The sequence below is a fragment of the Colwellia sp. Arc7-D genome (assembly GCF_003061515.1).
In the GTDB taxonomy this organism is placed as follows: domain Bacteria; phylum Pseudomonadota; class Gammaproteobacteria; order Enterobacterales; family Alteromonadaceae; genus Cognaticolwellia.
This window is the reverse complement of record NZ_CP028924.1, coordinates 3382841-3399233: the sequence shown is the minus strand read 5'-3', so window position 1 is coordinate 3399233 and position 16393 is coordinate 3382841. Positions and strand designations below refer to the sequence as shown.

Annotated in this window: 12 protein-coding genes and 1 pseudogene; 11 read left to right on the top strand and 2 right to left on the bottom strand. The window is 38.5% G+C overall.

Features of this window, described 5'->3' with window-relative positions:
• Window positions 1–83 precede the first annotated feature (83 nt).
• From DBO93_RS14675 to DBO93_RS14635, 9 genes are all read left to right on the top strand, one after another.
• Window positions 84–389 carry a DUF1289 domain-containing protein gene (locus tag DBO93_RS14675; protein WP_108457004.1) on the top strand — a complete coding sequence of 102 codons (306 nt, stop codon included), beginning with the start codon at window positions 84–86 and terminating at the stop codon, window positions 387–389.
• A 247-nt stretch (window positions 390–636) separates the two neighbouring features.
• A complete protein-coding gene (locus tag DBO93_RS14670; RefSeq protein ID WP_108457003.1) occupies window positions 637–2019 on the top strand; it encodes an amidohydrolase in 1383 nt (460 codons plus the stop codon).
• A 10-nt stretch (window positions 2020–2029) separates the two neighbouring features.
• Entirely contained in the window at window positions 2030–3289 is a 1260-nt protein-coding gene (locus DBO93_RS14665) for an amidohydrolase family protein (RefSeq protein WP_204100626.1), read from the top strand.
• A gap of 559 nt (window positions 3290–3848) precedes the next feature.
• The gene (locus tag DBO93_RS14660; protein ID WP_108457002.1) at window positions 3849–4601 is read left to right on the top strand and encodes a gamma-glutamyl-gamma-aminobutyrate hydrolase family protein; all 753 of its coding nucleotides are present in this window, start codon (window positions 3849–3851) and stop codon (window positions 4599–4601) included.
• Window positions 4598–5257 (top strand): VTT domain-containing protein, encoded by a 660-nt coding sequence (locus DBO93_RS14655; protein WP_108457001.1) that lies wholly within the window; start codon window positions 4598–4600, stop codon window positions 5255–5257. Before DBO93_RS14660 ends, DBO93_RS14655 begins: the two co-directional genes overlap by 4 nt.
• Window positions 5258–5430: 173 nt before the next feature.
• Window positions 5431–8142 (top strand): aconitate hydratase AcnA, encoded by a 2712-nt coding sequence (acnA, locus tag DBO93_RS14650; RefSeq protein ID WP_108457000.1) that lies wholly within the window; start codon window positions 5431–5433, stop codon window positions 8140–8142.
• Between the two features lie 489 nt (window positions 8143–8631).
• A complete protein-coding gene (locus DBO93_RS14645) occupies window positions 8632–9639 on the top strand; it encodes a diguanylate cyclase (protein ID WP_108456999.1) in 1008 nt (335 codons plus the stop codon).
• An 11-nt stretch (window positions 9640–9650) separates the two neighbouring features.
• Complete coding sequence (locus DBO93_RS14640) at window positions 9651–9875, top strand: histidine kinase (protein ID WP_108456998.1); 225 nt, start codon at window positions 9651–9653, stop codon at window positions 9873–9875.
• A gap of 158 nt (window positions 9876–10033) precedes the next feature.
• Window positions 10034–10921, top strand: a complete 888-nt coding sequence (locus tag DBO93_RS14635) for a D-hexose-6-phosphate mutarotase (protein ID WP_162533800.1) — start codon at window positions 10034–10036, stop codon at window positions 10919–10921.
• Between the two features lie 19 nt (window positions 10922–10940).
• Here the strand turns inward: DBO93_RS14635 and DBO93_RS14630 are convergent, their stop codons facing one another.
• Window positions 10941–12377, bottom strand: coding sequence for a sensor domain-containing diguanylate cyclase (locus DBO93_RS14630; RefSeq protein ID WP_108456996.1), 1437 nt, complete (start codon window positions 12375–12377; stop codon window positions 10941–10943).
• A 115-nt stretch (window positions 12378–12492) separates the two neighbouring features.
• The gene (gene mutH, locus DBO93_RS14625) at window positions 12493–13209 is read right to left on the bottom strand and encodes a DNA mismatch repair endonuclease MutH (protein WP_108456995.1); all 717 of its coding nucleotides are present in this window, start codon (window positions 13207–13209) and stop codon (window positions 12493–12495) included.
• A 177-nt stretch (window positions 13210–13386) separates the two neighbouring features.
• On the opposite strand from mutH, the pseudogene rppH reads away from it, so the two are divergent.
• Window positions 13387–13892, top strand: a pseudogene (gene rppH, locus DBO93_RS14620) (RNA pyrophosphohydrolase).
• A 196-nt stretch (window positions 13893–14088) separates the two neighbouring features.
• Window positions 14089–16368: a phosphoenolpyruvate--protein phosphotransferase gene (gene ptsP / locus DBO93_RS14615; RefSeq protein ID WP_108456994.1), complete on the top strand. Its 2280-nt coding sequence runs from the start codon at window positions 14089–14091 to the stop codon at window positions 16366–16368.
• Window positions 16369–16393: the final 25 nt, after the last annotated feature.

Genomic DNA, 16393 nt, shown 5'->3' with positions numbered 1-16393 from the left:
TATTAATTGGGTATATACTTTAGCGTATCTACCCAATGGTTTAATTCAATTAATAGTAATTGATAGTACGCGATGAATATGAAATGCAATTAGAATTTTTTGATGTGCCTAGCCCATGTGTTGGAATTTGTCAGTCTGATGACAAAGGCCAATGCTCGGGATGTTTTCGTACACGAGACGAACGCTTAAATTGGGTAGCTTTTGATTCTAATGAACGTCAAAAAGTCATTAAACGTTGTCAGCAACGTGAAAAGCGTAAAACTAAACCTACTGGAGTTAAAGTAGCTGAAGTTATTGTTGAAAATAAACAAGCTTCGTTACTTGACCCTCCAAGTAAAAAACGCCTTGATAATAGTAATGAAATCGACTTTGGTGATTTCGAACTGTAAGGCTTATAGCTCAACTCTACCCTTTTATCGCATATAGTTAGCCATTCAACGCAATTGCTTAACTCCCCTCATTGTCTGACTTGTTGTCAGCGACAATTCATAATATTGTAGCTATTAATACTTTGTTAACATAATGCCGTTAACTTCTAACGTTTACGTTAAATAACTTAACTTGAATAATAAGCGCTTACATATCTGCCTGAAAATCACTTTTCTGCATTGTGTTGAGTAAAACAGGAATAAATTTATGCAAAAATTTCTACCATCATTAGTGACAGCAGCACTCGCTGTTGCTTTAACGGGTTGTTTGCAAAGCGAACAGCAAGACGAAAAAGTCGTTATAAACAAAAATCCATATCCAAGTACCTATAAAGTATTACCGCTGGAAACTACACTGATAAAAAATGCCACGGTATTAACCGGTACTGGTAAACGTTTGGATAATGCTGATGTTTTGATGGTAGATGGTAAAATTAGCCAAATTGGTAAAAACTTAGTTGCTGAAGGTGCGGTTGAAGTTGATGCTAATGGTAAATGGATAACGCCTGGTATTATTGACGTACATTCACACTTAGGTGTTTATCCTAGTCCATCTGTTGAATCTCACTCTGACGGCAATGAAATGAGTTCGCCTAATACTTCTGAAGTATGGGCTGAGCATAGTATATGGCCGCAAGATCCAGGTTTTGAAGCCGCTCGTGCTGGTGGTATTACTACACTACAAATCCTACCTGGTTCAGCAAATTTATTTGGTGGTCGAGGTGTAACTTTGCGCAATGTGCCAAGTCATACCATGCAAGGCATGAAATTCCCAGATGCACCTTACGGTTTAAAAATGGCCTGTGGTGAGAACCCTAAACGTGTGTATGGTAGCCGTAAAGTCTTACCTTCAACACGCATGGGTAATATGGCGGGTTATCGCATGGCTTGGGCTGATGCAACCGAATATAAGCGCGCTTGGGAAAAATATGATGCAGATTTTGAAGCAGGTAAAAACCCATTAGCACCAGAGCGTGATATCGAATTAGATACCTTAAAAGGTGTACTTGATGGTGATATTTTAATTCATAACCATTGCTATAAAGCTGAAGAAATGGCGATGATGATCGATCTTGGTAAAGAGTTTAATTACCATTCAGGTACTTTCCATCACGCCGTTGAAGCATACAAAATTGCAGATACATTGGCTGAAAATGGTAACTGTGCAGCTATGTGGCCAGATTGGTGGGGCTTTAAAATGGAAGCTTATGACATGGTTCATGAAAACGTTGCTATTGTTGATGCGATGAAAAATTCATGTGCGGTAGTGCATTCTGATTCTGCCAGTACAATCCAACGCTTAAACCAAGAAGCAGGCAAAGTTATGTATCGTGCAAACGAAAATGGCTTTGAAATAACGCCTGAACTTGCCATAACTTGGATCACCGCTAATGCAGCAAAATCGATTGGTGTAGCTGAAGAAACCGGTAGTTTAGAAAATGGTAAAAAAGCGGATGTCGTTATTTGGAATCAAAACCCATTTAGTGTTTATGCGCAAGCTGAACAGGTGTTTGTAGATGGTGCAAAAGTGTACGATCGATTTGATGAAAAATACCAAGCGAAAAGCGATTTCTTGTTAGGTCAAAGGTAAGGTGAAGATTATGAAACATATTAAATTATTTAAATCATCGCTAATGGTATTGGCACTTGCAAGTTCGACGGCTAGTTTTGCCCAAAGTATTGCAATCACTAATGCGACAGTGCACACAGTAACCGAACAAGGTGTACTAGAAAACGCGACCGTAGTCTTTGAAGATGGGAAAGTTATTGCCATCAACCCTGAAACACTTAATGCTGAGACCATTATTGATGCCAAAGGGAAAATTTTAACACCAGGTTTAATTGGCTCAATGAACCAATTAGGCTTAGTTGAAGTTAGCGCTGTTTCAAAAAGTCGTGATGCTAGCGATAAAAAAGCTGATATTACCTTTGATGCAAGCTTAGCATTTAATTCGCGTTCTTCCGTTATCCCTTATAGTCGTAAGGGCGGTATTACCAGTAATGTTGTCAGCCCTAAAGGTGGTGACGATATGTTTAAAGGTCAAACTTTTGTAGCAGATCTTTCTGGTGAGTTTGGCAGTGTTCGATCAACACATAATAACGTCGTGATTGATTTAGGCGCTAAAAGTAAAGGCTCGCGAGCACTAAGCTTGCAAAATTTACAATTTAAACTCGAAGATGCTGTTAAGGAATTAGCAAAAGCGAAAAAGAAAACTGATGATGAAAAAGACAAAAAAGAAGCAAAAGAACCAAGTCGTGAAGCGCAAGTTATCAACGCACTCCTTAGTGGCGACAAAGCGCTAGTTGCTTACGTTGATCGCGCTACTGATTTACTCGCTTTGTTAAAAATCAAAGAGCAATTTTCTCTTGATTTAGTGTTTGTTGGTGCTGCAGATGCCGTATTGATTGCAGATAAAATTGCTCAGGCTAACGTGCCTGTTGTAATGACTGCTTTAGATAACTTACCTGGTAGTTTTGATTCTCTGCATTCGTCACTTGATAATGCTGCAAAACTAACTAAAGCTGGCGTTAAAGTAGCTCTATCGATTAGTGGTGATACCCATAACCTTTATCAGCTGCGTTATCATGCCGGTAATGCTATCGCTAACGGTTTATCGCCTGATGCAGCACTTGCAGCCGTAACGGTTAACGTAGCTCAAGCATTTAATCTTGATAGTGGCACTATCGCTGTAGGTAAAACGGCAGATTTAGTGTTGTGGAGTGCTGACCCATTTGAACTTAGCACTAAGGTTAGTCAGATGTGGATTAATGGTAAAGAGTATTCGACCATAAGCCGTCAAGATGCTTTGCGTGACCGTTATACAACGTCGAGCGATATGCCTAAAGCTTACGTGAAGTAATGTAAAAAATATGCGTTATCTACGTTTTTAAAACTTCGTGATAATGTTAATGCCCGTCAGTTAATCACTGACGGGTTTCCTCCCTCATTTATCACTGACGGGTTTCCTCCCTCATTTATCACTTACTAACGCCTAAAACCAAATTAATTACCTACCCATCTTTATTGGTAACATAAAGCTTTCTGCATCATAAATTTCATTTAAAGCATAAATAGCGACATTTCATACTGAGTATTTTACTGATAAAAATAACTATCTCGTTAGTCCAATGGATATTAATCGGAAGCTAAGAACGTAAATACTACGATTAATGAGTAAAGTTTACATACTATTGAATTTTAAATAATAATGGATAACTTTTAAGGTGCTGTTTTTATGAGTATTTAATTGTTTTTTTCGTTGGTCTAATATTTGCAAATCTAATATTTAAAATGATTATTTAATTAATATAACCACTATTAAATGCAATAGGGTTTATATTTGAAATAGCACTTATGATTAAATTTCGGTATCAGCAATAAGTAAATTAGCGCTATTAAAATTACCCTAAGGAATTCACTTGAACCGCGAAGCAAAGCCTAAAATCGCCATCACTGGACCGAATAAATCAGGCACCGTAGCTTGGTTTTTTACTGCTTTGAATATTAGAATTTCTGGAGGAGAGCCCGTTAGAGTAACACCTGAGTCTTTTGACGGAACGCTCGATTATGACGGCGTTATTATTGGTGGTGGTTCAGATATCCATCCTGAACACTTCATTAAAGAAGATTCATCTCCAGTAACACGTTCTTTCTGGACCCAGTTAAAAGAATGTTTATTGTATCCTATGGAGCTAATGAATCATTTTAGTTCCCACCAATACGACAAAGACCGTGACGATATGGAGATACAATTCATTCGTTATGCCTTGAACAATAACCTACCACTTTTAGGTATTTGTCGTGGCCATCAACTACTAAACGCAGAGTTGGGTGGTTCAATGTATGAATCTACTCTACCGCTGCTAAAAGAAAGCGCTAGGATCCGCAGTCCTTTCCCGCGTAAAACTGTGCTTTATACGACTAACGATTCATTAATTTCTAGAATAGCCGGAGATGACCCTTTAAAAGTCAATGCAATACATTCCCAAGCAGTAGCTAAGCCAGCAGACACTCTTAAAGTTACAGCTAAAGAGGAAGCGGGTATTAACCAAGTTGTTGAAAGTAAAAATAGTGACAAAGTATTAGGAGTTCAGTGGCATCCAGAATATTTATTTTATATGAAAGCTCACAGAAAAATTTTCAAGTGGCTTTTACGAGAGGCGATAAAATGAAGAAGGCAAATATTATCAAGTTAGGCATATTTATTTGTGTTGTGACTGGGCTTTTAGCTTTGTATTTTCTTACACCTTTTAACGACTACCTTGAAATAGATAAAATTAGCCAGTTAGCTAGCGATGTACCTGAGAATGCCTTGACGGCTTTAATTTTCTTAGGTGTTTTCTTTATTGGAGGATCACTCCTCATTCCAATTCCGTTGATGGCATTTACGGTTAGCTTGGTATTTAATATCTGGATGAGCGTACTAATTTGCATACCTGGTTTTCTTTTAGCAAGTCTGAGTGGTTATGGAATAGGACGTGCCATAGGTAGGGACTCTTTTGGAGAAGGGCTTAAAAAGCATACGAAGACATTAAAAGACAAAATGGATGATAGAGGCGCTTGGGCTATTTTCGCATTGCGCCTAGCTCCCACTCCACCTTTTACCGTAACAAGCATTTTGGCAGGCTCACTTGAGATAAATATTTTCAAATTTATGCTAGGCTCGACAATAGGCATTGCCCCTTTAGGCTTAAGCGCAATATTTTTTGGTAAAGGTGTGCTAGAACTTATAAAGGAGCCATCGGGTTTGGCTGTAACATCGATTGCAGCGGCTATTATTCTGTTTGTTGTTTTTTGGTTATTAAGGAACAAACAACAAACAGAATAAACATTAGGATAGCTATATGTTAAGGCGGTGATTATAAGCACTTACCCTTATCGTTTTTTATCAAAAAAGCATATTTCCTATCTTAAAAGTAGTTTGATTTTTAGTGATGACGAATGAAAACGGACAATAATTTACCTTATAAAATGCCTGATTAAGGCTAGAAGGAGAGTAATGTGACAGTTTCAAATAAACATATATCGACACTAACAGTACAAGGGAAATCCTATCAGTACTTTGACCTATCAAGTTTGCAAATCGATACAAAGCGCTTACCGCTGACAGCAAAAATATTACTTGAAAACTTGCTTCGCCACAGTGATGAAAAGTATGTGCAACTTGAGGATATTCAAAACCTAGCCAAATGGGACACAGCATCTTCTTCTGATACCGAAATAGCATTTGTGCCTTCTAGAGTTATTTTGCAAGATTTTACCGGCGTGCCTGCGGTTGTTGATTTAGCCGCTATGCGTAACGCGATGTTGGACCTAGGTGGCGACCCAAGTAAAATTAACCCACTTAAACCGGTAGATTTAGTTATTGACCATTCAATAATGGTAGATGAATTCGGTAAAGCAGATTCGTTTAAGCGTAATACTGAAATTGAGGTTGAGCGCAATAAAGAACGCTATCAGTTTTTAAAGTGGGGACAAAGTGCATTCGATAACTTCAAAGTAGTACCGCCAGGAAAAGGTATTGTACACCAAGTCAATTTGGAGTACTTAGCGCGTGTAACGTTTGTCGATGAACAGCAAGACACACCGTTACTTTACCCAGATACCTTAGTCGGTACAGATTCACACACCACAATGATCAATGGCTTAGGTGTGCTTGGTTGGGGGGTAGGCGGTATAGAAGCCGAAGCGGCCATGTTAGGTCAACCTGTCACTATGCTAATACCTGAAGTGATTGGAATGGAATTGAAAGGCAAGTTACCGCCAGGGGCAACGGCGACCGACTTAGTGTTAGCGGTTACAGAACAATTGCGTGCATTTGGTGTAGTAGGCAAATTTGTCGAGTTTTTTGGTGCTGGTGTAAAACACTTAACTGTTGCTGATCGAGCAACACTGGCCAATATGTCGCCTGAGTACGGTGCAACCTGTGGCTTATTTCCTATTGATGAACAAACGACAAAATATCTGGCGTTAACTGGTCGAAGTGAACTACAGATAGAGATTATTGAAGCCTATTCAAAAGCACAGGGCATGTGGGGCAGTGAAGCACAAGAACATGCTGAGTATCATGCAACACTCTCCATGGATTTAGACACTGTTGTTCCAGCTATCGCTGGGCCAAAACGTCCGCAAGACAGAATAAATCTTGACCAAGCATCGACTGCGTTTAAGCGTTGGATAACCGAGCAAAATGAGTTGGCTATCGCGCCTAACGAAAAACAGAAAGCGAACTTTGAAAGTGAAGGTGGTGCAGAAAATATTGGTTCCAAAACCTCTGTATCTTATCGTCATAATGAACAAGATTATGATCTTCATGAAGGCGCGGTTGTAATTGCTGCGATTACCAGTTGTACTAATACTTCGAATCCATCTGTGTTGGTTGCTGCTGCGCTGTTGGCAAAAAAAGCCAATGAATTAGGACTTACCGTTAAACCTTGGGTTAAAACCAGTTTTGCCCCTGGCTCACAAGTAGTGACCGAATATCTCAATAAAGCAGGGTTGTCTAAAGAACTGGATAAAATGGGCTTTAACTTGGTAGGTTACGGTTGTACTACCTGTATTGGTAATTCAGGTCCGTTACCCGAAGCTATTACTAAGGCGATTAGGCAAAGTGATTTAACCGTAACATCGGTATTATCAGGTAATCGCAACTTTGAAGGGCGAATACATTCAGATGTTAAAGCAAACTACTTAGCGTCACCACCGCTAGTGGTCGCCTATGCATTGGCAGGTAATATGAAAGTTGATATTACCAAAGATCCGCTGGGTATGAGCAGTGCTGGCAAGCCAGTTTATTTGAAAGACTTATGGCCAAGCCAACAAGAAATACAAGAAATTGTCACTCGTGTGGTCAATAAGTCGATGTTTTCTGAGAAATATGGTTCGGTTTATGACGGTGGCGATATATGGGAAAATCTGGATACTGTGGACGCCGATATTTATGATTGGCCAGATAGTACTTATGTGAAAAAACCGACATTCTTTGAAAATATGCCACGGGAGCCTGAGCCAACTAAAGCGATTGAAAATGCCCGTTGTTTATTGAAATTGGCCGACAGTGTAACCACGGATCATATTTCACCTGCAGGCTCCATTGGCAAAGATACTCCCGCTGCAGATTACCTTCGAGCTAATCACGTTGAACAAAAAGACTTTAACTCTTATGGCTCTAGACGAGGCAACCATGAAGTTATGATGCGTGGTACTTTTGCAAACGTTCGACTTAAAAACCAACTTGCTCCTGGCACTGAAGGGGGCTTCACACGTAAACAACCTAACGGTGAACAGATGACGGTATTTGAGGCCGCGCATCAATATATTGCTGAGAATACTCCAACGATTGTTATTGCTGGCAAAGAGTACGGTACCGGTAGTTCTCGAGATTGGGCCGCCAAAGGGCCGTTATTACTAGGTGTGAAAGCAGTTATTGCTGAGACCTATGAGCGCATCCATCGCTCTAACCTTATCGGCATGGGTATATTACCACTGCAGTTTAAACAAGGTGAAGGTGCAAGTACTTACGATTTAGACGGTACAGAGCAGTTTTCTATTCAAGCAGTTGATGCTGGCCAGAAACAAGTGCAAGTAGCGGTACTAAAATCTGACGGCACTAATATAAGCTTTGAAGCTGATATACGTATCGATACACCTAATGAGTTCGAATACTTCCGCCATGGCGGGATCCTTCAATACGTGATCAGAACACTGCTTTAGAACTCCAGTTTTCCACGACTGTATATAGTCTGTAGGCTAAGCATAATAAAGTCTACAGACTAGTTTTTTAAACAACTTATCTTGACCCGCAGCGGCCATGTCGTATGAACCCCTTAAAGACCTAACCTACTTATCTACTCACCTACTTCAAGTTCAAGGTGGAACTTACTTAAGTTTAAAATAGCTTAAGCTTAAAATAGCTTAAGCTTAAAATAACTTAAGTAAAACTAGCGGTATTGAAGGTTAAAAATATCGCCATATACCGATTTATTGGGAAGGTAACTCACGTTGAAATTGGTAAACTTTACACAGAGTGTGACCAAGGTACTTAATAGTGTGGTTAACCTCGCTTGTGTTTTTCTATGAAATTACAGCTAATTCCTTATCTATCATAAGGTTGTGTTTTTATTGGCAGTCTGGCTCCTTTATTGCTCTATCAACATCTATAAAGATGTTGAATTTAGCTAAGTCTTAGCTTGGAGAGTAAATATGGTCAATTCAGAATTTTTTAGTGCCGACATTGAAGGAAAATTAAAATCATCATTCACCCACAGTCATTGGGAAAAGCAAACCCTTATGATAGTGGATGATTATAAGAGTAATCTAGAGGCGCTAAATGCCTTATTTAGTTCTCAATATACGGTTATTTTAAAAGATAATGCCAAAGATGCGATTAGCTATGCGACGGAGAAAAACGTTGATTTGATCCTTCTAGATCTCGACATGCCAGTAATGAATGGCTACGAAGCTTGCCGTGTACTGAAGTCTAACCCGATGACTGCAGAAATTCCGATTATATTTGTCACCGCCTCACAAAGTGCTGACGAAGAAGAAAAAGGTTTACTGCTTGGTGCTGTCGATTATGTGGTCAAGCCCGTTAATTTAAGTATTTTACGCGCACGAGTGTTAAATCATATGGAGTTGGTTTATTACCGTAAAAAGTTGGAGGTATTATCCTGTATCGATGGGTTAACCGGCACATCTAATCGTAGGCAACTTGATATTATGCTACAGCAGTATTGTGCATCAACTATCCGCTCCGGAAACTGCCTATCCTTGCTTATGATCGATATTGATGATTTCAAATCTTACAATGATACCTATGGACACATTGAAGGCGATGAATGTCTGAAACTGGTGGCTCAAACTATGATGTCAGTGCGACGAAGAGAGACTGACATCATAGGTAGATACGGCGGTGAAGAGTTTGCTGTTATTCTGCCAGAAACCGATGCGAAAGGAGGATTGCTGATTGCAAACGAAATACTTAACCGAATACGTAAGTTGAATATAGAACACACCCATAGTTCGGCCGAAAGCATAGTAACGGTTAGTATAGGTTTAGCCACTTTCATAGCTGAAAACGATAGCCCTCAGGAAATAAACTTTGAAGATTTCATCCATCAAGCTGATTTACAAATGTATAAGGCCAAAGCTAGTGGAAAGAACTGTATTAGCCACGTTAGTCTCAAAACTGAAGTAGCCAAATCAACTTAGGTAGAAAAATAATGGAAAGTAGAGAACCAACACAATTTAAACAATCCCTTCATAGTGCTAGGAACTCTTTAAATAGCATAGTATTGCATGCTGAACTAGGAAAAATGCTAATGGAAAACAACGCAGATGCGGAGCAAATTAAAAATGCATTTACAGTGATTTTACAGCAATGTAAGGGGTGTGAAAAAATATTAACCAGTATTGGAGATAACAGCTCTGATGATACTTTAGATTAAAATTTATAACCGAGAGCAAACTTTATATCTATTGCCATACACTGACATTAGAAGTTCTTTAGTCCTGCATTTTATATTAAGACTTTCATCCAAATTTTTAATTACTTAGAATAACCGTTAATTAAATGGCAATTATAAATTTGAAAAGGCAAGGTCAAATGTTAAACGTACTATTAGAAAATGAATTTGGACGTATTGAGTTATATGAACTTGCTGATGGCTTGCAAGCGTTTCAGTTTTTTCATCAAAAAGGTCAAGGCTCTATAAGCCTGTATGGTGGACAAGTTCTTAGTTGGCAGCCAGAAGGACAACAACCTGTATTTTGGCTTAGTGATACTAGTCATTACAGCACAGGCAAGGCAATTCGTGCTGGTGTTCCGTTATGCTGGCCTTGGTTTGGTGGTGAGGTAAAGTTACCTAATGGCGCGTTAAGTAAGGTTAGTAACCATGGCTTTGCTAGACAAAGCGAGTGGAAAGTTGATGATATTGAAATATCAGCTTCAACGGTTGAAGTTACCTTGTCTTTGACTGGTAAAGATTGCTCACCATATTGGCCAGCAGCGTTCGAATTGAAACAAACACTGATATTTAATGAGTCATTTCAACAAACCTTAATCATGACAAACTTGTCTGAGCAAACGGTTGAGTATACAGGTGCATTACACAGTTACTTTTGCGTTGGTAATCCACAGAAAACTGATATTCCGATGTTAAACGACGTGCTTTATGATGATAAAATCAATGGGTGTAATGATCAAAAATCAACGCTAAAACATTGTATGGGACCTATTGACCGTATCTATCACAATAATGATAATATGTTTATAGTTGATCATGAATGGCAACGTAAAATTGAAGTTATAAGCCAAGGTTGTCAAGACTGGGTGTTATGGAACCCAGGTAAAGGCGCTGAAGATATGCTTGATGTACATGCCCAAGGCGAGCATGAATTTGTGTGCTTAGAAGCTGCCAATACCAATTGGCAGCAGATAACTAGCCAAAGCAGTGTAAGTATTGGCCAAACCATTAAGTTGCACGCCTTATAAGCTTAAAATAACCAAAGTGTTAATTGAATATTACACTTTGGTTTCTGCCATTATGTTTCGCTTGATAAAGGGCTTTGTCAGCGCCTTTTATATAATCTTCTATGGCTTTACTTTTTATCGGTAATTCACAGATCCCAAAACTAATTGTGGTAGTAAATGAGCCGCTAGTCGTTGAAATAGGAAAAGAAATAGCCGCAATGTTTTTTCTAATACGTTCGACAATTATAAGTGCTTGCTCTGCAGAAGTGTCGGGTAATACCATAACAAACTCTTCACCTCCCCATCTTCCAACGACGTCAATTTTACGTAAAGTTTGTGATAATTGTTCAGAAATAATACGTAAAACATCATCACCCACCAAATGTCCATAAGTGTCATTTATATTTTTGAAGTTATCAATATCTGCTAATACAAGACAAAGATTTTCGTTATTTTTTACGATCTCATCAAAGCGCCAATGAACATGGCTTCGGTTAGGTAACTGCGTAAGATGATCGGTTTCAGCATGTTTAATGAGTCGCGATTTCAAATAATTGATAATAGTTAGCAGTGCCATATAAAAAACAATCACAATAATGAAAAATAACATAAAGCGACCAATAAATATTTTCCAATATGCACTTTGTTCAGAGGCTGGTGGAGAAACAATAAACATACGCCAATTAAGCTCTTGTATCGGCATTTGAGAGATCAACAGCCCTTCATCAGTGGTGTACATAACTTCTGAAGTTAAATTATTATCTGCGGCATTGTTTTTGATAAGTGATTGATACCAAGGCAAATCACTCAAACGTGTGATGAGGTCTGTTCGGTGATGACTTTGAGATTTAATCATTTTATTGGAAGATAAAGTAATAATATTATTACTATCAACAAAGTATAACTCAAAACCAAAACGGTCGTTATATTCTTGAAACTTTCGGGCAAAATAGCTTAGCTCAAGTGCTACACCGGTAAAACCGATAAAGTCACCATCCATATTGTGAATTTTATTGTCAAAATATAAATGTGGAGCTTCAGCATTACCTATATCAGTAAACTGCTCACCAGGTAAGTTTTTAAGACGATGAAACCATTCGACATTTTCGCCATCTAATGAAGTTTTTTTACCTGTGGAGTTTAACATTACATCATGTTTTTCTAAGGCAATAAAAGCAACCATATTGTATGACTTAGCGATTTTTTCTAAATAAGAAACTAAATATCCTTTTTCTATTTCTGCTTGCTCTGCATAATCAATAATAAACTGATTTTTCGCCATGAAATTTGCCACATTTAGTGGTCGTAATATTTCACTTGTGACTAGAGAGAACAATGGTGTGACCGCACTTTGCACTTGTTTGTTATGACTATTAATTACATCTTTTAGGGTAAAGTAAGAGGTTAAAATTACCGTAACGATTGTAACGAAAAAAATAACGGCTATGTATCGATCAAATTTATTACCGAGCTTCATTGCGAGATAAGATTCCCTAAAATTGATATTGTTATAACTTATAACGTGGTTAGTAAGTTTTTACTATGTTTTATTATTATATTTAAATATCCACAATGTTAGTCGTAGATATTTATTAATTTATTCGCAAATACTTATTTAATAGTGCTTGCGTAAAAGCCGTTTTTAAATAAAATCCTCGAGGTAAGGTCATAAATGGTTGTCCATGGCGATTAAAAGCTTGAGTTTTTGCATGGCTATTCGCGGCTTTTGGTCGCAGTTGTAATACTTGCCCATGTCTACCATGAATATTTTCCACATTGCCTAAAACAATCATGTCGGTTAATTCTTGCCAATCTAATGCCAACAGGTGTTCTTCTTCTTGCGAAGGTGACCAAATAAAAGCTGTGCCTACAATACGCTCTGCAACCGCGATACTACGCTCTGAAATTACTGGGATCCATAATACACGCGCGAGTTTATTGCGAATATGACTTGTTTGCCATTGCGCACCAACTAAGCCGGTAAGTGGTGCAACACAAACAAAGGTCGTTTCTAATGGTTTTCCTTGATAATTTATTGGCAATGACTTTAGTTCAATGCCTAAATGAGGAAAGTCTGGTTCTGGTCGGGATCCAGCACTGGCACCTAAAACTTGCTCGAGCAATAAGCCTATCCAGCCTTTTTCACGTTTTAAATCTTTGGGTACTTCAACACTAATCTTTGCAGCAATTTCTCCTAGCGTCATACCGGCTAGGTCTTGTGCACGTGTGAGCAACTCTGCTTCGTTTTTAGGGCTTTGTCCGCTAATCAATGTTGGCTCTACATTAGTTTTTATTGTGCTTATTATCATTCAATTCTAAGTCTATGAGCAAGGTAATTCATATTTGTTACTTTTAAAATACTGAATATTTAAACGCTGACAACAGTAAATACCGACATATTGTGATGATTTTTGATAATAAAAGTTTGCCCAAAAGTGCAGAGTATGGAAGAATCAAAGCATTATTTAATGCTGTCAGGAGTTCCTGTGATAGATGCCGAAGGCTATCGAGCCAACGTCGGCATAGTAATAATCAATGACAGGGGCAAGTATTTTGGGCGAGGCGTTTTGGTCAACATTCTTGGCAATATCCACAAGGTGGAGTTGACGAGGGTGAGTCTGCAGAACAAACCATGTACCGGGAATTAGACGAAGAAGTTGGTTTAAAACCAGAACATGTCAAGATTGTAGCGACCACTAAGCATTGGTTAAGATATAAATTACCTAAAAGATTAATTAGACACGAAAGTTTACCGGTATGTATTGGGCAAAAACAGAAATGGTTTTTACTGCAATTAACGGCACCAGAATCAGCGGTTGATTTACTCCATTCAAGTCATCCTGAGTTTGACGACTGGCGTTGGGTTTCATATTGGTATCCGGTTAGACAAGTTGTGTCATTTAAACGCGAGGTTTATCGCAAGGTAATGAAAGAGTTCGCTTTAGCGGCAATGCCCAGCTATCGCCAAGAGCGTCGACGACGTCGTGCTTAGTTGTTTACCTAAGATTATTATTATGCATTATAAAATAGCTCACTTCGGTGAGCTATTTAGTTTAAAATTATTGAATAATCATAGATAATAACTTTAACATCAGTAAATTGTGCAGAGTTAGCACAGATCAATCCAATCATACTAGCTTGTATGGTATCAACATGAATCACCAAAGAACGAACTAAAAGGGACGGTAATGCTTACTATTTTGCGTCGAATAGTTTTAGAGTTTAGTCAAGCATCAGAGCTTGATCAGGCCTTATTACGCTTAGTTAGTCAGGTTAAGTCCGCTCTGCATACTCAATGTTGTTCAGTTTATTTGGCTGACCATCAAAAACAACACTTTATTTTAATGGCGTCAAATGGATTAGCTGAAAATGCTTTTGGCCGCACAAGTGTCGGTTTTACCGAAGGCTTAGTTGGGCTTGTTGGACAACGTGAAGAGCCAATCAATATTGCCAACGCACAACAGCACCCAGACTTTATCCATGCACCGGAAGTGGAAGAAGAAAGCTTTAAAGCTTTTTTGGGTACGCCGATCATTCATCAGCGCAAAGTGCTAGGCATATTAACCGTACAACAAGAGCAAGCACGTGTTTTTACCGAAACCGAAGAAGCATTTTTAGTCACGCTATCTGCGCAATTGGCTAATGCATTAGCCAGTGTTGAAGCTCAGGGCATGATCGAGCTAAGTAATAACGGTCAAGGTATAGGTAAAAATATTACTGGTATCGGCGGATCGCCAGGTATTGCCATTGGAGAAATGGTAGTTGTGCATCCTAAAGCTGATTTAGCAACTATCGCGATAGAAACAGCCGATAAAGTTGAACCACAACTCGCCACATTTAATGATGCCGTGAGTCGAACGGTTGCCGATCTTACTCAAATGAGTGAAAAACTCAAAGCGATCATCACTGATAACAGCCTTGATATTTTTGATGTTTATAAACACTTACTCGAGAGTGATAGTTTTAAAACAGAGGTTATCGCAAAAATACATAAAGGTTTTAACGCTGAGAGCGCTTTGAAACTGGTTGTAGACAGTTATGTTATGCAATTTGAAGCTCTCGATGATGAGTATTTGCGAGAGCGAGCATATGACATTAAAGACCTAGGTAATCGCTTACTGAATAACATCCAAAATCTCAGTGAAGCGGAGCAACTGTTACCCAAAAAATTTATACTGGTTGCTGAAGATGTTAGTGCAACAATGCTCGCAGAATATCAACACCTCGGTTTATTAGGGATTGTTTCAATTACCGGTTCTAACAATTCTCATACTGCTATTTTAGCGAAAGCTTTAAATATCCCTGCAATAATGGGCGTTGACTATTTTACTATTCGGCAGTTACATAAAAAAAAGGCTATTTTAGACGGCTATGGTTATCAGCTTTATGTAACGCCCAATGATGCGTTAATACAAGAATATCGTCATATTTTATTGGCAGAAAGTGCACTTAACGCGCAAGTAAAAGAAGCAGAACATTTACCCGCAACTACAAAAGATGGCTTTTGCGTTAGCCTGTTAATAAATGCAGGTTTATCAGCAGGATTTGAATATTCTCAAAATGTTGGTGCAGATGGTGTAGGCTTGTATCGCACTGAAATACCCTTTATGAATCGCAGTTGCTTCCCTTCAGAGTCTGAGCAAACAGCTTTATATCGAGATGTTCTTGCATCATTTGAAGGTAAGCCAGTTACCATGCGTACTTTGGATGTAGGCGGCGATAAGTCGTTACCATATTTTCCTATTATTGAAGCTAACCCTTTTTTAGGTTGGCGTGGTATTCGAATTACCTTAGATCACCCTGAAATATTCTTAGTTCAAATACGCGCCATGATGAAAGCGAACCATGGTATTGGTAACTTAGCTATAATGTTACCTATGATCTCAAGTATTACCGAAGTCGATGAAGCTATTCGATTAATTAACCAAGCATACTATGAGCTATCTGCAGAATTGTTTTGTAATGACAATGACCCACTTATCCGACCTAAAGTAGGTGTGATGATAGAGGTGCCAGGTATTATTTTTCAGTTAGAAGATTTAGCTAATAAAGTAGATTTTTTCTCTGTGGGCAGTAATGACTTAACACAATATTTGTTAGCTGTTGACCGTAATAATAGCCGTGTAGCGAGTTTATATGACTTTTACCACCCAGCAGTTTTACGTTCATTACATTATATTGCCCAAAAAAGCCAAGCCCAAAATATGCCAATCAGCATTTGTGGCGAGTTGGCTAATGAACCTACAGGTGCCATTTTACTTATCGCTATGGGTTACAAAAACTTAAGTATGAGCGCACACAGTCTTGCGAAAATAAAGTGGGTTATTCGTCATGTTGAATATCGTGAATTAAATCAAATTTTAGAGCGAGTTTTAACGTTAACCAATACCTCAGAAGTGCACAGTTATATGCATGAGCAATTAGTGCAATTAGGTTTAGGAGAATTTATTCATGCCAGATTACAATAACTTCTTATCAAAAGGCTTAATTTAC

Excerpts from the sequence above, each read along its gene's own strand:
- DBO93_RS14675 (WP_108457004.1), top strand. The coding sequence starts at position 84 with ATGCAATTAGAATTTTTTGATGTGCCTAGCCCATGTGTTGGAATTTGT.
- DBO93_RS14670 (WP_108457003.1), top strand. The coding sequence starts at position 637 with ATGCAAAAATTTCTACCATCATTAGTGACAGCAGCACTCGCTGTTGCT.
- DBO93_RS14665 (WP_204100626.1), top strand. The coding sequence starts at position 2,030 with ATGAAACATATTAAATTATTTAAATCATCGCTAATGGTATTGGCACTT.
- DBO93_RS14655 (WP_108457001.1), top strand. The coding sequence starts at position 4,598 with ATGAAGAAGGCAAATATTATCAAGTTAGGCATATTTATTTGTGTTGTG.
- DBO93_RS14645 (WP_108456999.1), top strand. The coding sequence starts at position 8,632 with ATGGTCAATTCAGAATTTTTTAGTGCCGACATTGAAGGAAAATTAAAA.
- DBO93_RS14640 (WP_108456998.1), top strand. The coding sequence starts at position 9,651 with ATGGAAAGTAGAGAACCAACACAATTTAAACAATCCCTTCATAGTGCT.
- DBO93_RS14635 (WP_162533800.1), top strand. The coding sequence starts at position 10,034 with ATGTTAAACGTACTATTAGAAAATGAATTTGGACGTATTGAGTTATAT.
- DBO93_RS14630 (WP_108456996.1), bottom strand. The coding sequence starts at position 12,377 with ATGAAGCTCGGTAATAAATTTGATCGATACATAGCCGTTATTTTTTTC.
- mutH (WP_108456995.1), bottom strand. The coding sequence starts at position 13,209 with ATGATAATAAGCACAATAAAAACTAATGTAGAGCCAACATTGATTAGC.
- ptsP (WP_108456994.1), top strand. The coding sequence starts at position 14,089 with ATGCTTACTATTTTGCGTCGAATAGTTTTAGAGTTTAGTCAAGCATCA.